This is a genomic window from Janthinobacterium sp. TPC_1, assembly GCF_056037845.1.
The window spans coordinates 6,182,675-6,206,704 of sequence record NZ_CP195157.1; the positions used below are offsets into that span (position 1 = coordinate 6,182,675).

Here is a 24,030-nt window from a genome sequence, read left to right on the forward strand (position 1 = left end):
TGGCAGAGCAGCATAGTATCAAATAGTAATACTAAGAGTATGGCCCGCCACTACGAGTAGCGTTCTGATTGACTGCGGCGCTGCGTTCGACAATCATACCCTTGCCAATCAGGCACATAAAGGAGATACCCATGAAACGCTTGCTGCCCCTCTGCTTGTCCCTGTCGCTGTTGACGCTCTCCGTGGCCGCTCCTGGCCTGGTCCACGCCGCCGCCTCGGAGAACCTGTCGAAAGGCTCGCAAAACCTCAGCCAGGGCTCCGCCATCGTCGTCGCCGGTTCCATGTCGATGCTGGTCGCCTCCGGCCAGGTGATCGTTGCCAGCGTGGAAACGGTGGGCGAAGGCATCGTCATCGTGCTGAAAGGCGCGTCCGAAGCGGGCGGCGCGTCCATCCAGATGAGCACGCAAGCGGCCAAGGGCCTGTCGCTGGCGGCCGGCACCGTGGTCAACGTGGTGGCGCTGTCCACCGGCCACATGCTGGTCCTGTCCGGCAAGGCAATCGCCTTCATCCCGAACGAACTGGGCAAGGCACTGCTGCACCACTCCAAAGCGTAATACCGACAACAGGACATCCATGAAACACATACTCGCCATGACCCTGCTATGCGCCGCCAGCGTGGCGCCGCTGGCCCAGGCCAACTCCGATACCACCAACGCGTCCGACAACGCCAGCATGGCCTCGGCCATCGTGCTGATCGGCTCCATGTCCGTGCTGGCCGTCGCCGGCGACATCGTCATCGACAAGGTGGAAGATGTGGCCGACGGCAGCGTGCTCGTGCTCAAGAGCGCGGCCAACGGCGCCTCGCAGGCGGCCACGGCCTCCGTCAAGCTGAGCCAGAAGGCCATGCAAGGCCTGTCGCTGGCGGCCGGCACGGCCGTCAAGGTAGTGGCCGTCTCGACGGGCCACATGCTGATGCTGTCGGGCAAGGCCATCGCCTATGTGCCGAACGCGGCCGGCAATGCCATCCTCCACCATTCGAAAGCGTGAACCCCATGAAACGTCTGACCGTGATTGCCATCAGCCTGCTTCTGGCCGGCGCCGCCCATGCGGGGCGCTCGTGCGAGGAAAAGCCAACGGATGCGACTACCCTCGTCAAATCGATGGACCTGGCGCAAAAGACCCTGCAGGCGCTCGATGCCTCGGGCGCGCAGGTGGCGCTGCTGGCGCGTGCCGGGCAAGACCTGTCGAAGTACAATTTGCGCTACTCGCACATGGCGCTGGCCTGGCGCGACCACCCGAAGGGCCGCTGGCTGTTGGTGCATGAACTCAATGAATGCGGCACGGCGCAATCGTCGCTGTACAACGAAGGCCTGGGCAATTTCTTCATGGACGATGTGTTCATGTATGAAAGCATGATCCTGATTCCGGGCCAGGATATGCAGCAGCAACTGGCGCGCCTGTTGACGTCGAACACGCCCAAGCGCCTGCATGAAGCGCACTACAACATGCTGGCCTACCCGTTTTCCACCAAATACCAGAACTCGAACCAGTGGGTGCTGGAAACCCTGGCCGCCGCCAGCAACGAGCCTGGCAAGATCGAAACGCGCGCCGAAGCGCAAGGCTGGCTGCGCAGCGCCAGCTACGCGCCGCAGACGCTGAGCATACCCGCCGCCACGCGCCTGGGCGCGCGCATGTTCCGCGCCAATATCGCCTTCGACGACCACCCGTTCGAGCGCCGCATGACGCGCCAGATCGACGTCGTCACCGTCGATTCCATCGTGCGCTTCATGCGCCAGCGCGAACCGCAGGTGCAGGAAATCGTCGTGCGGGGGAATTGATCCCCCGCCGGCACGCCCTTAAAACACCCAGAGCTTGTCGGCCGGCATGTGCAGCCAGTACTTGCCCGCCTCAAGCTTGTGGCGCGAATACGCGCGCAGGCTGATGTTGTCCGCGCCGCCCCGTTCGAACAGGCACTCCCAGCGGTCGCCCAGGTACATGCAGGTCAGCAGTGGCAATTCGATGGCGTTGTCCACCTGCGTGGCGCTGATCTTGACTTCCTCGACGCGTATCATCGTCGTCACTTCCGTGCCCACGTTGGCGCCGCGCGCCACGCCCTGCAGGGAAGCGCCATCGACCAGCAGGCGCACCTGCTTGCCATCGCGCTGCACCACCTTGCCCGGCAGACGGTTATTGCTGCCCATGAATTCGGCCGTAAACAGGGTGTCCGGCGTTTCATACATGCTTTGCGGCGTGCCTTGCTGCTCGATCTTGCCGTTATTGAGCAGCAAGATGCGGTCGGAAATGGCCATCGCCTCGCCCTGGTCATGCGTCACCATCAGCGCGGACAGGCCCAGGCGCACGATCAGTTCGCGCAGGAAGGCGCGCGCTTCCTCGCGCAGCTTGGCATCGAGGTTCGACAGCGGCTCGTCGAGCAGGATCACGGGCGGGTTGTACACCAGCGCGCGGGCGATCGCCACGCGCTGCTGCTGGCCGCCGGACAGCTGGTGCGGATAGCGCTCGCCCAGGTGCCCCAGGCCCAGCTGCGTCAGCACTTCCTTGATGCGCGCGGCGATCTCCGTGCTGCCCATCTTGCGCAACTTGAGGCCGTAGGCGACGTTGTCGAAGACGGTCTTGTGCGGCCACAGCGCGTACGACTGGAACACCAGGCCCAGGTTGCGCTGCTCGGCCGGCATCTCGAAGTGCTTCGCGCCGTCGAAGACGTTGCGCTCGCCGATCTGGATGGTGCCCGCCTTCGGGCTTTCCAGCCCGGCCACGGCGCGCAGCAAGGTGGTCTTGCCGCTGCCCGAAGGCCCCAGCAGGGCAACCACTTCGCCTTTTTGCAGGTGCATCGAGACTCCCTTCAGGATCTGGTTGGCGGAGGCGCCGGTGCCATAGTCCAGGTGCAATTCATTGACGGTCAATTCATTCATGATGTGGTCTCAGTCTTCTATTAATTATGGAGTTTCACGCCAAAACGCAAGGCGATGCCCAGGCCGATGGCCACCAGGGTGATATTGATGAAGGACAGGGCCGCCACCAGGTCGGTCGAACCGCCCGCCCACAGCGATACCAGCATGGCGCCGATCACTTCCGTGCCTGGCGAGAGCAGGTACACGCCCGTCGAGTATTCGCGCTCGAAAATCAGGAACACCATCAGCCAGGCGCCCAGCAAGCCGTATTTGATCAGCGGCAGCGTGACGTCGCGCGTCACCTGGCCGCGGCTGGCGCCGACGGCGCGCGCCGCCTCTTCCAGCTCCGGGCCCACCTGCAGCAGCGCGGTGGAAATGAGGCGCATGCCGTAGGCCATCCACACCACCGAGTACGCCAGCCACAGGGCGAAAATCGTCGAGCGCACTTCGCGCAGCACGGGGATCACATGACCACTGAGCCACAGGGCCACGCCGTTGTCCATGCCCTTCAATATGCCGTCGAGCCAGGCCGGCACGAACAGGAACACCCACAGGAACGACAGGCCGGCCAAGAGGCCCGGCACGGCGCGCGGCACCAGCACGCTGTAATCGAGCAGGCGCGTGATGCCGTCCTGCTTGCGGTGCATGGCCAGCGCGATGAAGCTGTAGCAGCCCACGGCCAGCGCGCCGCCGACGACGCCGATCAGGATGGTGTTGACGATGCCGCGCACCAGCGAAGGCTGGTCGAAAATGTCGCGGAAATGCTGCAAGGTCAAGACGTCGGCCAAGTGCACGCCCTCGCCCCAGTACTGCACGAAGGAGCGCAGCACGATGCCCGTCAACGGCAGGATGATGGTGAAGATCAGCCAGCCCGCCAGCAGGGCGAACGCCAGCCACTTCCAGCGGCCCAGCGGCATGGCCTTGCTGCGCGCGCCCTTGCCCTTGATCGATACATACTTGTTGGCGGATTTCAGCAGCCAGCGCTGTATCATCACCAGCGGCATGGTCACCATCACCAGGCACACGGCGACGGCGGCCATCAGGTGGTACGACGGCGTACCGAGCTTGTTCGTCAGCTTGTACAGATAGGTCGGCAGCACCAGGTGGCCTTCCGGATCGCCGAGCACCAGCACCAGCCCGAACACCTCGAAGCCGAGGAAGAACACCAGCACGCCCGCATACGCCAGCGCCGGCATGATCATCGGCAGCGACACGTTCAGCATCACCTGGATCGGCGAGGCGCCGGCCACGCGGGCCGCTTCTTCCACGTCCGAGCCCAGGCTTTTCAGCGCCGACGAGGCGTACAGGTAGACGTGCGGCACGTGCGTCAGGCCGGCGATGATGACGATGCTGGTAAAGGAATATATATTCCAGGGCACGAAACCGAGCAACTCCTTGGCCCAGGTCGAGTAAAAGCCCACGGGCCCCATCGAGACGACGTAGCCAAAGCCCATCACCATGGGCGAAACAAAAATCGGCACCAGCAGCATGGGCGCTACCCAGCCGCGGCCCGGCAAGTCCGTGCGCACCATCAGGAAGGCCAGCATGCCGCCCAGCGGCACGGCGATGACGGTCAGGCCGAAGGCCAGCATCAGGCCATTCTTGAAGGCCATGGCGAAATCGGGATCATCGAAGATGAAACGGTAGGAGTCAAAGCCGAATTCGCGCATCGGCATGAAGAACGGCGCGTTCAGAAAGCTCTGGTAAAAAATCAGGAACAGCGGCAGGAAGATGGCGACCAGCGTGATCGCCACGACCACGCCGCGCGGCCAGTTCAGGCGTGACAAGGGAGAGCGCGACCGTGCAGGCAGCGGCAAGATAGCAGTTTGCATGATGAATCCAATGAATGAAGGGTACGGCATCCGTCCGCGGGCACGCGCCTGCGGACGGCCAGGACGGCTTTACTTCTTGCCGGCTGTTTCTTTCCATTGCTTCAGGAAGGCCATGCGCTTGGCTGGTCCCAAAAATTGCAGGATGATCGGATGCACGGGAATCGGCTTGACGTTGGCCGCGCCGATTTCCTTGATCAGTTCCGCCGACGTGGTTTCGCCCGTGACGTCAGCGCGGATGGCGAACAGCTTGGCGCCGTTGGCGATGATGGTCTGGCCGCGGTGCGACAGGATGTAATCGAGCCACAGCTTGCTGGCGTTGACGTTCTTCGCGTTCTTGTTGATGAACTGCACGCGCGACAGGATCAGCGTGTAATCCTTGGGCAGCACCACGCCGATCGACGGATCGGTCTTGGCGCGCACCAGGGCATACGAACCCAGCACGTTGTAGCCGATCAGGTTTTCACCGGACGAGATGCGCTCCATCATGGTGCCCGTCGACGACTGCACGCGCACCTTGGCCGCGCCAAACGCATTTTCCAGCGCCAGGAATTGCGGATATTCCTTCGCGTCCTGCGCCATGAACATGAAGCCGACGCCCGACTTTTCGATGTCGTAGGTGGTGACCTTGTCCTTGAATTTCGGCGTGGCGATCAGCTTGACGAAGTCGTCGTGATTCTTCGGCACTTCCTTCGGATCGAGCAATCGCTTGTTGTAGACGATGGCGGCCGGCTCGAACGTGGTGCCGTAGGCCTGGTCATCCCACATGGCCCAGCCGGGAATCTTCGCCGCTTCGACCGACTTGTATTTCAGGGCGTAGCCATCGGAGGCCAGGCGCATCTGCAGGTCCATCGCGGACGACCACATCACGTCGGCCGTGTTGCCGCCGGCGGCCACTTCGGAAATGAAGCGGTTGTACACTTCGGTGGAATTCATGTCGTTGTATTCGACGGAAATGCCCGGATACAGGGCGCTGAAATCCTTGATCAGCGGAGCGGCGGCCTTGCTGTCGGTGGCGCTGTAGATCACCACCTTGCCTTCCTTCTTGGCCGCGTCGATGATCTTCTGGTAGTCGGCCGGATAGCCGGCTGGCACTTGCGCGAAGGCGGCGCCGGCCAGGCTGGCAAACGCGGTGGCTATGGCGGCTTGAAGCAGGGTCTTGGTTTGCATGGGGTTGTCTCCGTCTATGAATAGGTTTTTTAAATGTGATGCCGTTCAGCGCATTAATCCGAGTTCGGTGGCTTGCCGCGCATACTCGTCGACCGCTTTCCTGACGTACGCGGTCAGCTTCGGCCCCGTCAGGGCGAATGGATACAGGCCGGCCTGCGCGCGCCATCCGGCGAACTGCGGCGTGGCCATGGCGCGCTCGAACGTGGCCACCCAGCGCTGGTAGTCCGCATCCGGCACCTGCGGGGCCCATCCAGACGCCGCGGATGATGGGCCAGACCACGTCGACGCCCTGCTCGCGCGCCGTCGGCACGCCGGCCAGCACGCCGGGCAGGCGCTTTTCCGACAGCACCGCCAGCACGCGCGCGTGATTGGCGCTGGCGTTCAGGGTCGCTTCGGACGTATCGCCCGAGACCACCTGCACGTAATCGGCCTGCATCGCCGTAAATACTTCGCCGCCGCCTTCGAGGGCGACGAAGCGCAGCACTTTCGGGTCGATGCCGGCCTGGCGCGCCACCAGCGCCATCTTCAGCCAATCCTGGCTGCCGATGGTGCCGGAGACGCCGATCAGCACTTTGTCAGGATGCTGGCGCAACGCGGCGATCAGGTCGGCCAGGTTCTTGTAGGGCGAATCGCTGCGCACGGCGATCATGCCGTAATCGGCGCCCAGCGCCGCCACCCAGCGCACGTCGCCCGCCTTCGCATTGCCGAACTTGCCTTGCGCCAGATTGAGCAGCGAACCGCCCGAAAACGCCACCAGGGTATTCGGCTCCGCGCGGCGGCGCTGCGAGCCCATCGAATGCCAGGCGACGGCGCCGATGCCACCGGGCAGATAGCTGATGCGCATGGCCGCTCCCGCAGCCGCGGCGGCCACGCCCTCCTGCGCCAGGCCCTTTTTCGCCAGCTTGCAGGTCAGGTCCATGGCGCCGCCCGGTTTGGACGGCACCACGCACTCGGCCGACACCTGCGCCTGCGCCGCCGCGAGGGCGGGCAGCAGGCACAGCAGCGACAGGAACAGGGAGCGCGGCATCGTCATGGCTTAGAAGCGGTGCTGGATGCCGGCGATCAGGCCGCGCTGTGTGTCGCCGAAACCGGCATCGTCGCGCGACAGGCTGACCAGTTGGTTGTGCTTGGCCTTGGCATACGCGCCGGCCACGTACAGGTCGGTGCGCTTGGACAGGGCATAGCGCACGCGCGCCACGTACATGATCGGATCGGCATTGAGGTTGGTGGCCACGTTTTTCACGTCCTGATAGTAGATCACGCCCGTCAGGGTGATCACCGGCGTGGTCTTGTAGCTGACGCCGCCCCAGTACAGGGTGCCGCGCACGTCGGCCTTGCCGGAGGCAGCCGGATCGAGCTTGTAGTCGCGCGCCGCCGCCTGCACCTTCCACGGGCCGTCGTCGTACATGGCGCCCAGGTGGTACACGGTGGTCTTGTCGCGCGCGCCGCCGGCGATGGTGTTGCCGTTCACCTGTTCATACGTGGCCAGCAGGCTGACAGGACCCGTCTTGTAGGTGACGGCCGTGGACAGCTTGGCGCTGTCCGAGTTGCCCGTCGACTGTTCGCCGAAGCCGTACGATGCGCCGTAGCTGAAGTCGCCCGTCTTGCCCGAGTACTTGACCATGTTGTCGAAAGCGGTCGTCATGCCGTATTTGCTCGGGCCCGTCGCATTGGCCGAAGTGGCCCACGAGTAGAACGGCGCATAGGCCATCGGGTCGAACGGCAGCACGAAGTCGTACACGGTGGTGAACGAGCGTCCCAGCACGACGCGGCCAAACGCGCCTTCCAGGCCCACGTTGGCCTGGCGCTTGAACAGCGCGCCGTCGGCCGCGCCCGTATCGACCAGGATGCCGCCTTCCAGATTGAAAACGGCTTTCAGGCCGCCGCCCAGGTCTTCGCTGCCCAGGATGCCCCAGCGCGAGGTGTTCATGCCGCCGGAGCTCACCTGCGTCATCGAGCTTTTGTTCGGGCCGGCGTTGCTGGTGTTGCTGATGCCCGCGTCCAGGCGGCCATACAGGGTGACGTTCGACTGGGCTTGGGCGCTGCCGGCAGCAGCGAGTACCGCCAGGGCGGCCAGCGAGAATGCAGTTTTTTTCATGTAAAGTATCTCCCTTAGATATAGTTATTGGTGATATGCCTGATCAATTTCATGAATCAGGATCACACTATATGAGCGCGATCCTTTCAATTGGCTTTCAGCATGACAGGTGTCGCCGGACAGCCACAAGGGGAACACACATATTCATCGCCGCCCCTGTTGGCGCGGCGCCGGCAGGCTTACACTGCACCAATTCAAACGAATGGCGGAGACCATGCGCATATTATTAGTGGAAGATCATCTGGAGCTGTCGCACTGGCTGGCCAAGGCCCTGCGCGACGCGCACCTGACGGTGGAGACAGCCCACAACGGCGCCGATGCCGACGCCCTGCTGCACACGCAGGAATATTCTTTGGTGCTGCTCGACCTCTCCCTGCCGAAGATGGACGGCCTGGACGTGCTGCGCCGCCTGCGCGCGCGCGGCGGCACGCGCGGCAAGACTCCTGTCATGATACTCACACGGCGCGCGGCGGCCTCGATGACAAGGTACAGGGCCTGAACCTGGGCGCCGACGACTACATGGCCAAGCCGTTCGAGCTGGCCGAGCTGGAAGCGCGCGTAAAAGCCCTGCTGCGCCGCAGCCAGGGCAACGAAGCCCTCGTGCACAGCTGCGGCGCCCTCAGTTTCGACACAGTCACGCGCATGTTCAGCTATGGCGGCGCGGCGCTGGCCCTGACGCCGCGCGAGCATGCCGTGCTCGAAGCGCTGATCACGCGCTCGGGGCGCGCCGTATCGAAGGAAAAGCTGTTCGATGAAGTCTTCGCGCTGGCCGACGACGCCAACCTGGACGCCATCGAACTGTATATCCACCGCGTGCGCAAGAAGCTGGAAAGCAATGTTGAAGGCGGCGTGGAAACCGGTTCGCCCGACGGCGCCGTCATCACCACCCTGCGCGGCATCGGCTACCTGCTGCAGCCGCGCAGCGCGATGGCACCCGCCGCCTCAAAATGACCGTGCGCGCGCCACGCCGGCCCCTGTTCGAGCGCCTGCGCCGGCGCTGGGCGCCGGGCCGGCCGCTGGGCAGCCTGCGCAGCCAGCTGCTGCGCTGGCTGCTCATCCCGCTGGTGATGCTGGTGCTGCTCGATGCCGTTTTTGTGTACCGCAACGCGCTCGACGCGGCCGACATGGCCTACGACCGCTCCCTGCTGGCGTCGACCCGGGCGCTGGCCGAGCGGGTCTCCATCGTCAACGGCAAGGTCGTGGCCGAAGTGCCCTACGTGGCGCTCGACAGCTTCGAGACCGATACCCTGGGCCGCATCTACTACAAGGTCACGGGCATCAACGGCGAACTGGTATCGGGCTATGGCGACTTGCCGCCCGTGCCGAAAAACGTGCCCCGCTCGCAGAACTACCCCGCCCTGGTGCGCTTCTACCACGCCGACTACCACGGCAAGCCGATACGCATTGCCGCGCTGCTGCAACCCGTGTATGACGACTCGATGCGCGGCATCGCCCTGATCCAGGTGGCCGAAACGCTCGATGCGCGGCGCGGCCTGTCGAACCAGATCCTGTTCGACACCCTGAGCTGGCAGGCGGCGATGATACTGGTGATGGGCGCCCTCGTGTGGTTTGCCGTGCGCCTGGTGCTGCAGCCGCTGATGCGCCTGAAGATGGAGGTCGAGACGCGCGCGCTGTCCGACCTGTCGGCGTCGATCCCGCGCTGGTGCACAAGGAAATGCGCCCGCTGGTGAGCGCCATGAACGGCGCCATGTCGCGCCTGCAGCAGCTGATCGCCAGCCAGCGCCGCTTCATCGCCGATGCCTCGCACCAGCTGCGCACGCCACTGACGGTGCTGAAAACCCAGGCCGAACTGGCCTTGCGCGAATGCGACCGCCAGGGTGCGGCGCCGCAGGACATGGCCGCCCTGCGCGACATCGTGCGCTCGATTGCCGCCACCACCGATTCGACCGTGCTGCTGGCCAACCGCCTGCTGACGCTGGCGCGCATCGAGCATGGCGGCGACAGCCTGGCCATGGACAGCGTGCCGCTGCGCGACGTGGCGCAGCAGGTGGGACTGGAAATGGCCATGGCTGCCGTCGGCAAGCATATCGACCTGTCGCTGGAAGCGCCCGACGAAGCGCCCGTGCATGGCCAGGCCCTGCTGCTGCACGAACTGGTGGCGAACCTGGTCGACAACGCCCTGCGCTTACCCCGCAAGGCGGCAGCGTCGTCTTGCGCGTACGCGCGGCGCAGGCAGGGAACGGCCACGAACATGGCGCCGTGCTGGAGGTGGAGGACAGCGGCAAGGGCATCCCGCCGGCCGAGCGCGAACGCGTATTTACGCCGTTCTACCGCGTCGGCGCGGCGCTCGAGAGCAACCCGGGCGGCGCCGGGCTGGGCCTGGCCATCGTGCGCGACATAGCCGCTCTGCACGGCGCCAGGCTGGAACTGGCCACGGCGGCGAATGGGCACGGTCTGAAAGTCAGCGTGCATTTCAGCGCAGCGCCAGTCGATGCTAAGATCGCGTCCTGAGATTTTAATGAAGGCCCATTGCCATGATGACCAAAGAAGATGTGACCGAACTGTTTGCCAATATCGCCGAGAACGCGCCCTGGGATTTGTCCCAGCCGCTGCTGTGGGGCTATTACTTCACCAACCCCACGTCCGAACCGCTGGAACAGGCCGCCACCTTGCTGGCGCTGCAGGGCTACCGCCCCGTGGAACTGTACCAGCCGGAACTCGACGATCCGGCGGCACCGCCCGTGTGGGTGCTGCACGTGGAAAAAGCCGAAGTGCATGGCGTCGACAGCCTGCACGCGCGCAATGGCGAACTGATGGCGTTTGCGCAGGACAACCAACTGGCCAGCTATGACGGCATGGACGTGGGCCCCGTCGGCGCGCCCGACGTGCCGCAACTGTAAGACAGTCATCGGATGAAAAAACGGCGCCCGCGGGCGCCGTTTCGCATGGGTCGCTGAAAACTTAGCTGAGGTTTTCCAGGCGGATCTTGGTGACCGTGCCCACCACGCTGTTGAGGGCTTCCATCTTCTCGATGGCGGCCGTGACGTTCTTTTCCTGCGTCTGGTGCGTCAGCATGATGATGTCCGTGTGCGTCTCGCCCTCGGCCGGCTCTTTTTGCAGCATGGCGTCGATCGAGATGCCGCGTTCGGCCAGGATGCGCGTCAGGTCGGCCAGCACGCCCGGCTGGTCGGCCACGTGCATGCGCAGGTAGTAGCTGGTGGTGATTTCCGACATCGGCAAGATGGCGATATCGGTCATCGCGTTCGGCTGGAACGCCAGGTGCGGCACGCGGTGTTCCGGATCCGCCGTGGCCAGGCGCGTGATGTCGACCAGGTCGGCGATCACCGACGAAGCGGTCGGCTCGGCGCCCGCGCCGCGGCCCGAGTACAGGCTGGCGCCGACGGCGTCGCCATGCACCAGCACCGCGTTCATGGCGCCTTCCACGTTGGCGATCAGGCGCTTGGCCGGGATCAGGGTCGGATGCACGCGCAGCTCGATGCCTTCCACGCCGTTGACGGTGGCGCGCTTGGTGATGCCCAGCAGCTTGATGCGGTAGCCCAGCTGCTCGGCGTAGCGGATGTCGACGGCATTGAGGTTGCTGATGCCTTCCACGTAGGCCTTGTCGAACTGCACCGGGATGCCGAAGGCGATGGCCGACATGATGGTGGCCTTGTGCGCGGCGTCGACGCCTTCGATGTCGAAGGTGGGGTCCGCTTCCGCGTAGCCGAGTTCCTGCGCCTGCTTCAGCACGGTGGCGAAATCGAGGCCCTTGTCGCGCATTTCGGACAGGATGAAATTGGTGGTGCCGTTGATGATACCGGCGATCCATTCGATGCGGTTGGCCGTCAAGCCTTCGCGCAGCGCCTTGATGATGGGGATGCCGCCGGCGACGGCCGCCTCGAAAGCCACCATCACGCCCTTGTCCTGGGCGGCGGCGAAGATTTCGTTGCCGTGCACGGCCAGCAGAGCCTTGTTGGCCGTGACCACGTGCTTGCCGTTGGCGATGGCCTGCATCACCAGGGTTCTCGACAGGTCGTAGCCGCCGATCAGTTCGACGACGATGTCGATCTCGGGATCGTTGACGATCAGATAAGGGTCATTGACGACCTTGCAGCCGCCGGCGACGAGCGCTTCGGCGCGCGCCACGTCGCGCACGGCGACGGCGACGACGTCAATGCCGCGGCCAGCGCGCGGCGCTTGATTTCTTCCTGGTTGCGTTTCAGGACGCTGAACGTGCCGTAACCGACGTTGCCCAGGCCCAGCAGGCCGATCTTGATGGATTTCATAGTTGTGCTTGACTGCTCATAAGTGGCGCCCCCTTGGGCGGCGCCAGGTTGATCGGTATTGCTACTGCCGGTTCAGCCCCGGCTATGGCGCTTGCGGTAACCTTCGAGGAAGCGCGCAATGCGGCCCATGGCCTCGGTCAGGTCATCGGAGTTGGGCAGGAAGACGACGCGAAAATGATCGGGCGCAATCCAGTTGAACCCCGTGCCCTGCACGATCAGGACCTTGGCTTCGGCCAGTAATTCATAGGCAAACTGCTGGTCGTCGGCGATCGGGTAGATCTCCGGGTCCAGGCGCGGGAACATGTACAGCGCAGCCTTCGGCTTGACACAGGTGACGCCCGGAATATCGGTCAGCAGCTTGTGCGCCAGGTCGCGCTGTTTCAACAGGCGCCCGCCGGGCCCCACCAGGTCTTGTATGCTCTGGTAGCCGCCAAGCGCCGTCTGGATGGCAAACTGCCCCGGCGCGTTGGCGCATAGCCGCATCGAGGCCAGCATGTTGAGGCCCTCGATGTAATCTTTTGCGTGGCGCTTTTCGCCCGAGACCACCATCCAGCCGGAACGGTAGCCGCAGGAGCGGTAATTCTTCGACAGGCCGTTCATGGTAATGAACAGCACGTCGTCGGCCAGCGAGGCGATCGACACGTGCTCGGCTTCGTCGTACAGCACCTTGTCGTAGATCTCGTCGGCGAAAATGATCAATTGGTGCTGGCGCGCCAGTTCGACGATCTGCAGCAGCACGGAAACCGGATACAGCGCGCCCGTCGGATTGTTCGGGTTGATGACGACGATCGCCTTGGTCTGCGGCGTGATCTTGCGGCGCATGTCCTCGATGTCGGGATACCACTCGTTCTGCTCGTCGCACACATAATGCACGGGATTGCCGCCCGACAGGCTGACGGCAGCCGTCCATAGCGGATAGTCGGGCGCCGGCACCAGCACTTCGTCGCCACTGTTGAGCAGCGCGTTCATCGACATGACGATCAGTTCGGAAGCGCCATTGCCCAGATAAATGTCATCGATGGTCACGCCGGCGATATTCTTGCCTTGCGTGTAGTGCATGACGGCCTTGCGCGGCGCGAACATGCCTTTCGAATCCGTATAGCCGGCCGCGTTCTGCAGATTGAGCATCATGTCGCGCACGATCTCGTCGGGCGGATCGAAGCCGAATACGGCCAGGTTGCCGATATTGAGCTTGGTGATCTTGTGGCCTTCTTCTTCCATTTGCCTGGATTTTTCCAGGACCGGGCCGCGGATGTCGTAGCAGACGTCCGCCAATTTATTCGATTTCTGAATCGGTCGCAAAATAAATCCCTGTCGTGATGCGGCGCGGTGACCAGAACTTGCAGCATGATAGCCGCGCCAGAACTATGAACCCGTGAAACTGCAATGCGAAAGACTGCAAGGCGAAAACAACCATTCTCGCCGAAAACAGGCCATTTTATCAAATTAAACATGGCCAACCCCAGCATTTGACGCCGATTCTGCCACGCCGGCGCCTCCGGAGGACAATCGGACTGGCGCCATCTTCATCTTCCCTTAATCTTGCAGCACTACCATGGCGCAAGCAGGCATTGCCACTGTGGCGCCGAACATTGCAATTTGGAAAGGATGTTGCTTTTCAGTCGCTCTTTTCTGTCATTTATGGCATGCTTACGCCCTTGGCCGCGGCACCCAGTTTGGCCGCGCGCGCACCGATCAACCGACACGACCAGCCCCGATATCGCCATGAAACTCCACGCCAGCAGCACCCAACAATACCAGACTGTCACCGGCTATGACGAAAACGGCGTCGAGATCAATGCCCAGCCGTACAACTACAGCCTGATCGTCATGCCGGAAACACCGCCGCGGGCGTGGGAAGTGGACAGTTTCGAACAATTGAACGAGGCGCATTTCGCGCAAATCCTGGCCGATGCGCCCGACGTGGTCATCCTCGGCACGGGCGAGCGCCAGCGCTTCGTGCACCCGAAGCTGACGGCCGCGCTGACCATGCGCCGCATCGGCGTCGAATGTATGGATAGCCAGGCCGCTTGCCGCACTTACAATATCCTGATGGGCGAAGGCCGCAAGGTCACTCTGGCCTTGATCCTGGCCCCGGCCGCAGGCAAGGCCGCATGAAAATCAATGTCAACGAGCTGCACTCTTCCCGGGTACTGATGTGGTCCCTGCTGGGCATCTTCATCGTTGTCACCCTGTATGCGCTGGGCGTGCGCACCCTGGTGCCGCCCGACGAAGGCCGCTACGCCGAGATGGCGCGCGAAATGTTCGTCACGGGCGACTGGATCACCACGCGCCTGAACGGCATCAAGTACTTTGAAAAGCCGCCGCTGCAAACCTGGATGAATGCGCTGACCTTCGCCGCCTTCGGTCTGGGCGAATGGCAGGCACGCTTGTGGACTGGCCTGTGCGGCATCATCGGCGTATGCATGACGGCGTATGCCGGCAAGCGCGTCTTCGGTCCGCGCGTGGGCCTGTACGCGGGCCTGGTACTGGCATCGAGCCTGTTCTGGCTCGCTTCCGGCCAGATCAATTCGCTGGACATGGGCCTGTCGGGCATGATGACGATTACCCTGGCCAGCCTGCTGATCGCCCAGCGCGACGAGGCGACCCAAGCCGAGCGGCGCAACTGGATGCTGGTGTGCTGGGCAGGCATGGCGCTGGCCGTGCTGGCCAAGGGCCTGATCGGCATCGTGCTGCCGGGCGCCGTGCTGGTGCTGTATTCGCTGTGTGCGCGCGACTGGCGCATCTGGACGCGTCTGCACCTGGTCAAGGGCTTGCTGGTGTTCTTTGCCATCGCCACGCCCTGGTTCGTGCTGGTGGCGCTGCGCAATCCGGAACAGCCGCATTTCTTCTTCATTCACGAGCATTTCCAGCGCTTCCTGATGAAGGGGCACAAGCGCGAAGGCGCCTGGTACTACTTCCTCGTGCTCTTGATTCCCGGCATCCTGCCATGGATAGGCGTGCTGCCGCAAAGCCTGGCCGCCGCCTTCCAGCGCCAGGACGGCGCCTTCCAGCCCCGTTTGATGCTGCTGGTCTGGGCCGTCTTCATTTTCTTCTTCTTCAGCTATTCAACCTCGAAGCTGCCCGGCTATATCGTGCCCATCTTCCCGGCGCTGGCACTGCTGGTGGCGCTGTACCTGGAATCGGCCTCGCGCCGCCAGCGCCTGTTCGCCGCAGGCCTGCTGTGCGTGCTGGGCGCGGCCATCCTGATCGGCGGACCGATCGCCTTCGGCAAGGCCAGCGCGCGCGACGCGGAAGCCTTGATCGCGCTCAAGGGCTATCAGCCATGGCTGATGGCGGCCGGCTTCTTCGCTCTCGCTGGCGGCGCCCTGGCGTTGCTGCATGCGCGCCAGTTGCGCCGCGACATGACCGTGCTGACGATCGCCGGCGCCGGCTTCCTGGCTGGCCACGCACTGCATCCTGGCCGGCTCCGAACTGTACGGACAGAACCGCGCCGGCACCGACATGCTGCCGCAGATCCAGGCCGAACTGAAGGCCGATACCAAGCTCTATTCGGTCGGCATCTATGAACAGTCGCTGACGTATTACCTGCAGCGGCCCGTGATCCTCGTCGATTACTGGGATGAATTCACGTTTGGCCTGAAACAGCAGCCCGAACTGTCCATCCCGAGCATCGAACCTTTCATCACGCAGTGGACGAACGATGCCAATGCCGGCGTGCACGACATGGCCATTATCAGCCTGAACCGTTACAAGGAATTGCAACAACGTGGCGTGCCCATGCGTATCGTTGCCGAGGATGCGCGCCGCATGGTCATTGCCAACAAATAAATGTTTACAGGGACGCGAGGCAGTACGGCTCGCGTCCCCGGCCAGCTTGCCCCGCCCCCGCATCGGCAGGATTTTTCACCGCCGAACCGGCTGCGCCGCCATACTGACGATATAAAATAGCCATGCCTGCCGGCGGTATTGACCGAACTGGCAGCCTCGGCGACACCGATACCCTGACACCATACAGACCCAAGAACCGCGCCCCATGACCTCTACCCTGCCCTTTTTGCCTTTTTCCAAACCCACCATCGATGAAGCGACCATCGCCGCCGTCGGCGAGGTGCTGCGCTCGGGCTGGATCACCAGCGGCCCGAAAGTGCAAGCCTTCGAAGCCCAGCTGTCCGAGTATTTCGGCGGGCGTCCCGTGCGCACCTTCAATTCGGGTACCTGCACCATGGAAATCGCGCTGCGCATCGCCGGCATCGGCCCGGGCGACGAAGTCATCACCACGCCGGTGTCGTGGGTCGCGACGGCCAACGTCATCATCGAAGTGGGCGCCACGCCCGTGTTTGCCGATATCGACCCCGTCACGCGGAATATCGACCTCGACAAGCTGGAAGCGGCCATCACCCCGCGCACGAAAGCCATCATCCCCGTCTACCTGTCCGGCTTGCCCGTCGACATGGACCGCCTGTACGCGATTGCCGAAAAGTACAATCTGCGCGTGGTGGAAGACGCGGCGCAAGCCTTCGGCTCCACCTGGAAAGGCAAGCGCATCGGCGCATTTGGCGACTTTGTCTCGTTCAGCTTCCAGGCCAACAAGAACATCACCACGGGCGAAGGCGGCTGCCTCGTCCTCAACAACCTGGAAGAAGCGAAGCTGGCCGAGAAATACCGGCTGCAAGGCGTCACGCGCAGCGGCGTCGACGGCATCGATGTTGATGTGCTGGGCGGCAAATACAACATGAGCGATATCATGGCCGCCATCGGCCTGGGCCAGTTTGCTAATATCGACACGATCACGGCCCACCGCCGCGCGCTGGCACGCCACTATTTCGCGCAATTCGGCAGCGACTTCGAAGCGCAGAGCGGCGCCCAGTTGCCCGTGCAGGACTTTGAAAATAGCAACTGGCATTTGTTCCAGATCATCCTGCCCGACAATGGCCCCGGCACCCCGCGCGCCGCCTTCATGCAGGCCATGGCGCAGCAAAACGTGGGAACGGGCTATCATTACGCACCGATCCACCTGTTTACCATGTACCGCGAACGCGGCTTTACCGAGGGCATGTTCCCCGTCTCGGAAAAGATCGGCCGCCTGACCGTGACCCTGCCGATGTTCTATGCCATGACGAAACAGGATGTGGAACGTGCCGTCGCCACCGTCAAATCCATTCTCATCAAATGAGCAGCGCGCCGATGAAACCTGAACTGTCCATTATCATTCCGATCTACAACGAGCAGGATGGCCTGGCCAGCCTGTTCGCCCGCCTGTATCCGGCCCTCGACGCCCTACAGACGAGCTACGAGATCATCTTCGTCAATGATGGCAGCCGCGACAATTCGGTGTCCATCCTGGCGGAACAGTTCCGCCAGCGCCCGGACGTTACGCGCGTGATCTTGTTCAACGGCAATTATGGCCAGCATATGGCCATCCTGGCCGGTTTTGAAGCCTCGCGCGGGCAGATCATGATCACGCTCGATGCCGACCTGCAGAACCCGCCAGAAGAAATCGGCAACCTGGTGGCAAAGATGCGCGAAGGCTACGATTACGTGGGCTCGATCCGGCGCAAGCGGCAAGATTCCGCCTGGCGCACCCTGGCCTCGAAGATGATGAACCGCCTGCGCGAGCGCATCACCAACATCAAGATCACGGACCAGGGCAATATGCTGCGCGCGTATGGCCGCAATGTGATCGACCTGGTCAACCAGTGCGCCGAAGTCAACACCTTCGTGCCCGCCCTGGCCTACACGTTTGCCCGCAAGCCCACGGAAATCACCGTCGAGCACGAGGAACGGGCCGCCGGCGAGTCGAAATACTCGCTGTACAGCCTGATCCGCCTCAATTTCGACCTGGTCACGGGCTTTTCGCTGATTCCCCTGCAAATCTTTTCCATGCTGGGCATGCTGCTGTCGGTCAGCTCCGCCCTGCTGGTGATCTATTTGCTGGTGCGCCGCTTCCTGCTGGGCGCCGAGGCGCAAGGCGTGTTCACCCTGTTCGCCATCGCCTTCTTCCTGATGGGCGTGATCCTGTTCGGCATCGGCCTGGTGGGCGAATACGTGGGCCGCATCTTCCAGCAAGTGCGCGCCCGTCCCCGCTACGTGGTGCAAACCATCTTGCAGGACGGCATGACCCAGGCGGAAGCCGAGGCGCCATCGTATGTGCGCCTGGAAAAACGCCAGGTGGGCCGCTGATGGGCGCCCCGCGCGCCGTCGTCTTCGGCTACCACAACGTAGGCGTGCGCTGCATCAAGGTGCTGCTGGCCGGCGGCGTCGATATCGCCCTCGTCGTCACGCACGAAGACAGTCCCACGGAAAACCTGTGGTTCGAATCCGTCGCCAGCCTGTGCCAGGCCGAAGGCATCCCGTACATCACGCCATCGGATGCGCGCGCGCCCGAACTGCTGGCGCAGGTGCAGGCAGCCAGGCCGGACATGCTGTTCAGCTTTTACTACCGCCACATGTTGCCGGCCAGCATCTTGGAAGTCGCGCCCGCCTACAATATGCACGGTTCGCTGCTGCCGCAGTTCCGCGGCCGCGCGCCCGTCAACTGGGCCGTGCTGCATGGCGCCACGCAGACGGGCGCCACCCTGCATGAAATGACGGTCAAGCCCGATGCGGGCGCCATCGTCGCGCAAACGGCCGTGCCCATCCTGCCCGACGACACGGCCTTCGAAGTCTTCGGCAAGGTCACCGTGGCGGCGGAACAAACGCTGTGGGGGGTGCTGCCGGCCTTGCTGGACGGCACGGCGCCGCGCCAGCTCAACGATTTGCGCCAGGGCGGCTATTTTGGCGGCCGCACGCCGGAAGACGGCCGCATCGACTGGAAGTTACCTGCGCAGCAGGTGTACAACCTGCACCGGGCCGTCGCGCCGCCCTATCCCGGCGCCTTCGCCGAAGTCAACAATGTTATTTACACCATCGAAAAAGCCCGTTTAAGCAAGCATTCAGCAGGAAGTTTGCCAGCGGGCTTGACGGTAGTGGATAATTGCATCTTTGGCGTCTGCGGAGACGGCCGCATGCTGGCCATTTCCGCGCTGAGGGCTGCCGGGGAGCCGATTTCGGCTCAGCAATTGCAAGCAAGTCTGACCGCCCGCGTCAGCACACATTGATATCACTCAAGAGAATCTCACATGAAAAAAGTCCTCATCTTAGGCGTCAACGGCTTCATCGGTCACCACCTGTCCAAGCGCATCCTGGAAACCACCGACTGGCATGTCTACGGCATGGACATGAACACGGACCGCATCACGGAATTGCTGGAAGATGACAACTACAAGTCGCGCATGCACTTCTTCGAAGGCGACATCACGATCAACAAGGAATGGGTCGAGTACCACATCAAGAAATGCGACGTGATCCTGCCCCTGGTCGCCATCGCCACGCCGTCGACCTACGTCAAGCAGCCGCTGCGCGTCTTCGAACTGGATTTCGAAGCCAACCTGCCTATCGTCCTCGGCCGCCAAGTACGGCAAGCACCTGGTCTTCCCGTCGACCTCGGAAGTGTACGGCATGTGCCATGACGAGGAATTCGATCCGGAAAACTCGGAACTGATCTGCGGCCCGATCAACAAGCCGCGCTGGATCTATTCGAACGCCAAGCAGCTGATGGACCGCGTAATCTGGGGCTACGGCATGGAAGGCTTGAACTTCACCCTGTTCCGTCCATTCAACTGGATCGGCGCCGGCCTCGATTCGATCCACACGCCGAAAGAAGGTTCCTCGCGCGTCGTGACGCAGTTCTTCGGCCACATCGTGCGCGGCGAGAACATTTCGCTGGTCGACGGCGGCGCGCAGAAACGCGCGTTCACCTACATCGACGACGGCATCGATGCATTGATCCGCATCATCGCCAACAAGAATGGCATCGCCAGCGGCAAGATCTACAACATTGGCAATCCGACCAATAACTACTCGATCCGCGACCTGGCCGGCATGATGCTGACCCTGGCCGCCGAGTACCCGGAATACGCCGAAGGCGCGAAACACGTGAAGATCGTGGAAACGACCTCGGGCGCCTACTACGGTGCCGGCTACCAGGACGTGCAGAACCGCGTGCCGAAAATCACGAATACCTGCGAAGAGCTGGGATGGGCGCCGATCACCACCATGGCCGATTCCCTGCGCAATATTTTCGATGCCTACCGCAGCCAGGTAGCCCAAGCCAAAGCCTTGATGGATTAATGTTGAGCAAGCCGTTCCTGACCCTGAAAATCGACGTCGATACCTATCGCGGCACCCGTGAAGGCATGGGCAATCTGGTGCGCATGCTGAGCGCGCACCAGGCCAAGGCCACCTTTCTGTTCTCGCTGGGCCCCGACCACACGGGCTGGGCCCTGCGGCGCGCCTTGAAGCCCGGTTTTTTCAGCAAGGTGTCGCGCACCTCGGTGGTCGAGCACTACGGCTTGAAAACATTGATGTACGGCACCTTACTGCCGGGACCCGATATCGGCAAGCAATGCGCGGCGCAACTGCGCGCCGTGCGCGATGCCGGTTTCGAGTGCGGCATCCACACCTGGGATCACACCCTGTGGCAAGACAACGTGGCCAAGCGCAACGCCGCCTGGACCATCAACATGATGCGCAAGGCCGCCAACCGCTATGAACAGGTGTTTGGCATAGCGCCGCACACGCACGGCGCGGCCGGCTGGCAAATGAATGTCAGCGCCTTTGCCGAACACGACACGGCCGGCTACCGCTTTGCGTCCGATGGCCGCGCCATGCTCGACGCGCGCGGCGCCATGTTGCATCCGGGCAATGGCCCGCACCGCGTGCGCAACGGCAACACCATCCTGCAATGCGTGCAATTGCCCACCACCCTGCCCACCCTGGATGAATTGCTCGGCTGCGAAATCGACGGCAAGCTGATCACGACCGGCAATGTTGCCGCGCATATATTGTCGCTGACGGCGGACAATCCGCGCGACCACGTCTATACCTTGCATGCCGAACTTGAAGGACAGAAACTCGCCCCCATTTTCGAACAACTGCTGGCTGGCTGGAAAGCCCAGGGCTACCAGTTTGCAGCGATGGGCGATTATTATGAAAAGATAAAAGATACGGACTTGCCCGTTTGCCCCATCACCTGGGATGAGTTGCCCGGGCGTTCGGGACGCCTGATTGTGCAGGGCAAAGCGGCCTGAATGCTGTATTGTTGCACCTGGATGCGTTGCCAGATTAAAAAACAGCGCTGATGATCACCGTTCAGGAGAGAACCTGTGGCTGATAGCCAATCCCTCGTTAGCATACCCGACTTTAGTGCCGCGATGACCAGCGGCAAAACTTTTCAGTTGCTGGGCCGCCCGGCCAAGGCCACGGTGCTGTTTTTCTATCCGAAGGACAACACTCCTGGCTGCACCACGGAAAATATCGCCTTCCGCGACGCGTATCCGCAATTCGTCGCCGCCGGCGTGGAAATCTACGGCATCAGCCGCGACTCCCTGCGCTCGCACGAAGCTTCAAAGCCAAGCTGGAACTGCCGTTCGAGCTCATTTCCGACCCCGACGAAGCCGTTTGCCTGCTGTTTAACGTCATGAAGATGAAACAGATGTACGGCAAGACGGTCCGCGGCGTCGAGCGCAGTACGTTTGTGATTGACGCCCAGGGCCGATTGGTGAAAGAATGGAGAGGCGTGAAGGTCGCAACTCACGTGGAAGAAGTGCTGGAATTCGTAGCGCATCTGAATTGATCGTCCATTTTGATCCAATGCGCGTTGTCGGCTTCCAGCGAGCCTGGTTCAACCGCAGTTCAGTTCACGGTACCTATCGCCATTTTGAGTCAACGAAGCGCCTCCATCCACTGCGTCAGGCGGGCCTGCAGCCCGCCGATGGCGTCCATGACCGGCCATGCTGCCGGCCCTCCGGCAGTTTCTCGTCTTGTAGCATTGTTGTTCCCCCGCATCCACCCCATGAGTAGTGCCGCCAGAAGCTGGCAGCCCATGGGCGATTCATTCCTTTTTTTTGATTGAGATCCTGATGCCACTGCCAAAATTACCGAGCAAGCCAGCCACCATCCTGGCCACCCAAGATTACCCAACCGCAGGCGCGGCGCGCCCGGCCACCAAAACCCCGGCAGCCAAGAAAGTGGCTGCACCTGTCATTGAAGCGGCGCTCGCCGAAGTTGCCAAGCCGGTCCGCAATGCGGCCACGAAGATCAAGCAAGTGGCGGCCCTGATGGTCGCCAAGCCGACGCCCGCACCGGTTGCGGCCGCGCCTGCCGCCGTTGCCGCGCCTGCGGCAAAAGCCAAGCCGGCGGCAAAAGGCAAGGTCACGCCGATCAAGCCCGTCAAGCAGGCCGAGCAGCCGCATCCGGCCAAGCACAAGCCCGTCGAAGTGCAGCTCAAGTCATCCGCCAGCCGCGCCGCCGACCAGCGCGGCATCAGCAAGCTGTTCGTGCTCGACACGAACGTGCTGATGCACGATCCATCGTCGCTGTTCCGCTTCGAGGAACACGATGTGTACCTGCCGATGATGACCCTGGAAGAGCTGGACAACCATAAAAAAGGCATGACGGAAGTGGCGCGCAATGCACGCCAGGTGTCGCGCACCCTGGACGCCCTGATCAGCAACACGGATGACGATGCCATCGAACACGGCATCCTGCTGTCCAAGCTGGGCAACAAGGATGCCAAGGGCCGTCTGTTCTTCCAGACGCGCCTGCAGAGCGCCGACCTGCCGGCTGGCTTGCCAGTGGGTAAGGCCGACAACCAGATCCTCGCCGTCGTGCGTTCGCTGGAGTCGGAACAGGAAGGCCGCCCCGTCGTGCTGGTGTCGAAAGACATCAACATGCGCATCAAGGCGCGCGCCCTGGGCCTGCCGGCCGAAGATTACTTCAACGACCATGTGCTGGAAGACACGGACTTGCTGTACTCGGGCATCGTGCAATTGCCGGACGACTTCTGGAACAAGCACGGCAAGGACATGGAATCGTGGCAGGAAAGCAAGAACGGCTACAGCTCGACGTTCTACCGCGTGACGGGCCCGTTCATCCCATCGCTGCTGGTCAACCAGTTCATCTACCTGGAACCGAAAAACGGCGAAACGCCGTTCTACGGCCAGGTGAAACAGATCAACGGCAAGACGGCCGTGCTGCAAACCCTGCGCGACTTCAGCCACACGAAGAACAATGTGTGGGGCGTGACGGCGCGCAACCGCGAGCAGAACTTCGCGCTGAACCTGCTGATGAATCCGGAATGCGACTTCGTCACCCTGCTGGGCCAGGCCGGTACCGGCAAGACCCTGCTGGCCCTGGCCGCCGGCCTGGCACAAGTGCTGGAAACCAAGCTCTACAATGAGATCATCGTCACCCGCGTGACGGTGCCGGTCGGCGAAGATATCGGTTTCCTGCCGGGCACGGAAGAAGAAAAGATGTCGCCATGGATGGGCGCCTTCGACGACAACCTGGAAGTGCTGAACAAGTCCGACTCCGATGGCGGCGAATGGGGCCGTGCCGCAACGCAAGACCTGATCCGCTCGCGCATCAAGATCAAGTCGCTCAACTTCATGCGCGGCCGCACCTTCGTCAACAAGTTCCTGATCATTGATGAAGCGCAAAACTTGACGCCGAAACAGGTCAAGACCCTGGTCACGCGCGCCGGTCCCGGCACGAAGATCCTGTGCCTGGGCAACATCGCCCAGATCGACACGCCATACCTGACGGAAGGCTCGAGCGGCCTGACCTACGTGGTCGACCGTTTCAAGGGCTGGACCCACAGCGGCCACGTCACCCTGGCCCGCGGCGAGCGTTCGCGCCTGGCCGATCACGCCAGCGAAGTGCTGTAAATTGTAGCGGGCGGCGTCAGCCGTCCCAGTCATGCAAAAGCCCCGGCTGCAGCGATGCAGGCGGGGCTTTTTTCATGTGCGCAACTTTTTCCTGCGACATGTTCTAAT

At 62.7% G+C, this 24,030-nt stretch carries 17 protein-coding genes and 6 pseudogenes; 16 read left to right on the forward strand and 7 right to left on the reverse strand.

Annotated elements, in window-relative coordinates; translation table 11 throughout:
• Positions 1-131 precede the first annotated feature (131 nt).
• Genes ACQVLG_RS30015 through ACQVLG_RS30025 form a run of 3 tightly spaced genes read left to right on the forward strand, consistent with a single transcriptional unit; the run spans position 132 to position 1,778 of the window.
• Complete coding sequence (locus ACQVLG_RS30015) at positions 132-554, forward strand: hypothetical protein (protein ID WP_474292190.1); 423 nt, start codon at positions 132-134, stop codon at positions 552-554.
• A 19-nt stretch (positions 555-573) separates the two neighbouring features.
• A complete protein-coding gene (locus tag ACQVLG_RS30020) occupies positions 574-987 on the forward strand; it encodes a hypothetical protein (RefSeq protein ID WP_474292192.1) in 414 nt (137 codons plus the stop codon).
• A 5-nt stretch (positions 988-992) separates the two neighbouring features.
• The gene (locus tag ACQVLG_RS30025) at positions 993-1,778 is read left to right on the forward strand and encodes a DUF2145 domain-containing protein (RefSeq protein ID WP_474292194.1); all 786 of its coding nucleotides are present in this window, start codon (positions 993-995) and stop codon (positions 1,776-1,778) included.
• 18 nt (positions 1,779-1,796) lie between these two features.
• Here ACQVLG_RS30025 and ACQVLG_RS30030 read toward each other — a convergent pair whose 3' ends face one another.
• The 5 genes and pseudogenes from ACQVLG_RS30030 to ACQVLG_RS30050 form a co-directional block, all read right to left on the reverse strand.
• Positions 1,797-2,870 (reverse strand): ABC transporter ATP-binding protein, encoded by a 1,074-nt coding sequence (locus ACQVLG_RS30030; RefSeq protein ID WP_474292195.1) that lies wholly within the window; start codon positions 2,868-2,870, stop codon positions 1,797-1,799.
• A 20-nt stretch (positions 2,871-2,890) separates the two neighbouring features.
• Positions 2,891-4,681, reverse strand: a complete 1,791-nt coding sequence (locus ACQVLG_RS30035) for an ABC transporter permease (RefSeq protein WP_230541068.1) — start codon at positions 4,679-4,681, stop codon at positions 2,891-2,893.
• Positions 4,682-4,750: 69 nt separating this feature from the next.
• Complete coding sequence (locus tag ACQVLG_RS30040) at positions 4,751-5,848, reverse strand: ABC transporter substrate-binding protein (RefSeq protein ID WP_230541069.1); 1,098 nt, start codon at positions 5,846-5,848, stop codon at positions 4,751-4,753.
• Between the two features lie 45 nt (positions 5,849-5,893).
• A pseudogene (locus ACQVLG_RS30045) lies at positions 5,894-6,881 on the reverse strand (Bug family tripartite tricarboxylate transporter substrate binding protein).
• A gap of 3 nt (positions 6,882-6,884) precedes the next feature.
• Complete coding sequence (locus tag ACQVLG_RS30050) at positions 6,885-7,946, reverse strand: porin (protein ID WP_230541071.1); 1,062 nt, start codon at positions 7,944-7,946, stop codon at positions 6,885-6,887.
• Between the two features lie 214 nt (positions 7,947-8,160).
• Here ACQVLG_RS30050 and ACQVLG_RS30055 point away from each other — a divergent pair.
• The 3 genes and pseudogenes from ACQVLG_RS30055 (at position 8,161) to ACQVLG_RS30065 (ending at position 10,807) form a co-directional block, all read left to right on the forward strand.
• Positions 8,161-8,897: pseudogene (locus tag ACQVLG_RS30055) on the forward strand (response regulator).
• Positions 8,894-10,418 (forward strand): annotated as a pseudogene (locus tag ACQVLG_RS30060) (sensor histidine kinase). Before ACQVLG_RS30055 ends, ACQVLG_RS30060 begins: the two co-directional pseudogenes overlap by 4 nt.
• 23 nt (positions 10,419-10,441) lie before the next feature.
• Positions 10,442-10,807 (forward strand): ribonuclease E inhibitor RraB, encoded by a 366-nt coding sequence (locus ACQVLG_RS30065; protein WP_474292198.1) that lies wholly within the window; start codon positions 10,442-10,444, stop codon positions 10,805-10,807.
• 61 nt (positions 10,808-10,868) lie between these two features.
• Here the strand turns inward: ACQVLG_RS30065 and ACQVLG_RS30070 are convergent.
• Positions 10,869-12,193 (reverse strand): annotated as a pseudogene (locus ACQVLG_RS30070) (homoserine dehydrogenase).
• A gap of 72 nt (positions 12,194-12,265) precedes the next feature.
• Positions 12,266-13,495 (reverse strand): pyridoxal phosphate-dependent aminotransferase, encoded by a 1,230-nt coding sequence (locus ACQVLG_RS30075; protein ID WP_077407489.1) that lies wholly within the window; start codon positions 13,493-13,495, stop codon positions 12,266-12,268.
• Between the two features lie 423 nt (positions 13,496-13,918).
• Between ACQVLG_RS30075 and ACQVLG_RS30080 the strand changes: the two genes are divergently transcribed.
• From ACQVLG_RS30080 to ACQVLG_RS30125, 10 genes and pseudogenes are all read left to right on the forward strand, one after another.
• Positions 13,919-14,311 (forward strand): Mth938-like domain-containing protein, encoded by a 393-nt coding sequence (locus ACQVLG_RS30080; RefSeq protein ID WP_070311121.1) that lies wholly within the window; start codon positions 13,919-13,921, stop codon positions 14,309-14,311.
• The gene (locus tag ACQVLG_RS30085) at positions 14,308-15,723 is read left to right on the forward strand and encodes an ArnT family glycosyltransferase (protein ID WP_474292199.1); all 1,416 of its coding nucleotides are present in this window, start codon (positions 14,308-14,310) and stop codon (positions 15,721-15,723) included. Before ACQVLG_RS30080 ends, ACQVLG_RS30085 begins: the two co-directional genes overlap by 4 nt.
• On the forward strand, positions 15,659-15,985 hold the full coding sequence (locus ACQVLG_RS30090) for a hypothetical protein (protein ID WP_474292200.1): 327 nt from the start codon (positions 15,659-15,661) through the stop codon (positions 15,983-15,985). The genes ACQVLG_RS30085 and ACQVLG_RS30090 overlap by 65 nt, the downstream gene beginning before the upstream one ends.
• A 205-nt stretch (positions 15,986-16,190) precedes the next feature.
• Positions 16,191-17,330 (forward strand): DegT/DnrJ/EryC1/StrS family aminotransferase, encoded by a 1,140-nt coding sequence (locus ACQVLG_RS30095; RefSeq protein ID WP_474292201.1) that lies wholly within the window; start codon positions 16,191-16,193, stop codon positions 17,328-17,330.
• An 11-nt stretch (positions 17,331-17,341) separates the two neighbouring features.
• The gene (locus tag ACQVLG_RS30100) at positions 17,342-18,337 is read left to right on the forward strand and encodes a glycosyltransferase (protein WP_474292202.1); all 996 of its coding nucleotides are present in this window, start codon (positions 17,342-17,344) and stop codon (positions 18,335-18,337) included.
• Positions 18,337-19,254, forward strand: a complete 918-nt coding sequence (locus ACQVLG_RS30105; RefSeq protein ID WP_474292203.1) for a formyltransferase — start codon at positions 18,337-18,339, stop codon at positions 19,252-19,254. Before ACQVLG_RS30100 ends, ACQVLG_RS30105 begins: the two co-directional genes overlap by 1 nt.
• 21 nt (positions 19,255-19,275) lie before the next feature.
• Positions 19,276-20,326: pseudogene (locus ACQVLG_RS30110) on the forward strand (bifunctional UDP-4-keto-pentose/UDP-xylose synthase).
• Positions 20,326-21,285 (forward strand): polysaccharide deacetylase family protein, encoded by a 960-nt coding sequence (locus ACQVLG_RS30115; RefSeq protein ID WP_474292204.1) that lies wholly within the window; start codon positions 20,326-20,328, stop codon positions 21,283-21,285. Before ACQVLG_RS30110 ends, ACQVLG_RS30115 begins: the two are co-directional and overlap by 1 nt.
• A gap of 123 nt (positions 21,286-21,408) precedes the next feature.
• A pseudogene (locus tag ACQVLG_RS30120) lies at positions 21,409-21,830 on the forward strand (peroxiredoxin).
• Between the two features lie 286 nt (positions 21,831-22,116).
• On the forward strand, positions 22,117-23,922 hold the full coding sequence (locus tag ACQVLG_RS30125; RefSeq protein WP_474292206.1) for a PhoH family protein: 1,806 nt from the start codon (positions 22,117-22,119) through the stop codon (positions 23,920-23,922).
• Positions 23,923-24,030: the final 108 nt, after the last annotated feature.

Bases quoted from the DNA above. Each gene is read 5' to 3' on its own strand.
- ACQVLG_RS30015 (WP_474292190.1), top strand. From the start codon at position 132: ATGAAACGCTTGCTGCCCCTCTGCTTGTCCCTGTCGCTGTTGACGCTC.
- ACQVLG_RS30020 (WP_474292192.1), top strand. From the start codon at position 574: ATGAAACACATACTCGCCATGACCCTGCTATGCGCCGCCAGCGTGGCG.
- ACQVLG_RS30025 (WP_474292194.1), top strand. From the start codon at position 993: ATGAAACGTCTGACCGTGATTGCCATCAGCCTGCTTCTGGCCGGCGCC.
- ACQVLG_RS30030 (WP_474292195.1), bottom strand. From the start codon at position 2,870: ATGAATGAATTGACCGTCAATGAATTGCACCTGGACTATGGCACCGGC.
- ACQVLG_RS30035 (WP_230541068.1), bottom strand. From the start codon at position 4,681: ATGCAAACTGCTATCTTGCCGCTGCCTGCACGGTCGCGCTCTCCCTTG.
- ACQVLG_RS30040 (WP_230541069.1), bottom strand. From the start codon at position 5,848: ATGCAAACCAAGACCCTGCTTCAAGCCGCCATAGCCACCGCGTTTGCC.
- ACQVLG_RS30050 (WP_230541071.1), bottom strand. From the start codon at position 7,946: ATGAAAAAAACTGCATTCTCGCTGGCCGCCCTGGCGGTACTCGCTGCT.
- ACQVLG_RS30065 (WP_474292198.1), top strand. From the start codon at position 10,442: ATGATGACCAAAGAAGATGTGACCGAACTGTTTGCCAATATCGCCGAG.
- ACQVLG_RS30080 (WP_070311121.1), top strand. From the start codon at position 13,919: ATGAAACTCCACGCCAGCAGCACCCAACAATACCAGACTGTCACCGGC.
- ACQVLG_RS30085 (WP_474292199.1), top strand. From the start codon at position 14,308: ATGAAAATCAATGTCAACGAGCTGCACTCTTCCCGGGTACTGATGTGG.
- ACQVLG_RS30090 (WP_474292200.1), top strand. From the start codon at position 15,659: ATGCTGCCGCAGATCCAGGCCGAACTGAAGGCCGATACCAAGCTCTAT.
- ACQVLG_RS30095 (WP_474292201.1), top strand. From the start codon at position 16,191: ATGACCTCTACCCTGCCCTTTTTGCCTTTTTCCAAACCCACCATCGAT.
- ACQVLG_RS30100 (WP_474292202.1), top strand. From the start codon at position 17,342: ATGAAACCTGAACTGTCCATTATCATTCCGATCTACAACGAGCAGGAT.
- ACQVLG_RS30105 (WP_474292203.1), top strand. From the start codon at position 18,337: ATGGGCGCCCCGCGCGCCGTCGTCTTCGGCTACCACAACGTAGGCGTG.
- ACQVLG_RS30115 (WP_474292204.1), top strand. From the start codon at position 20,326: ATGTTGAGCAAGCCGTTCCTGACCCTGAAAATCGACGTCGATACCTAT.
- ACQVLG_RS30125 (WP_474292206.1), top strand. From the start codon at position 22,117: ATGCCACTGCCAAAATTACCGAGCAAGCCAGCCACCATCCTGGCCACC.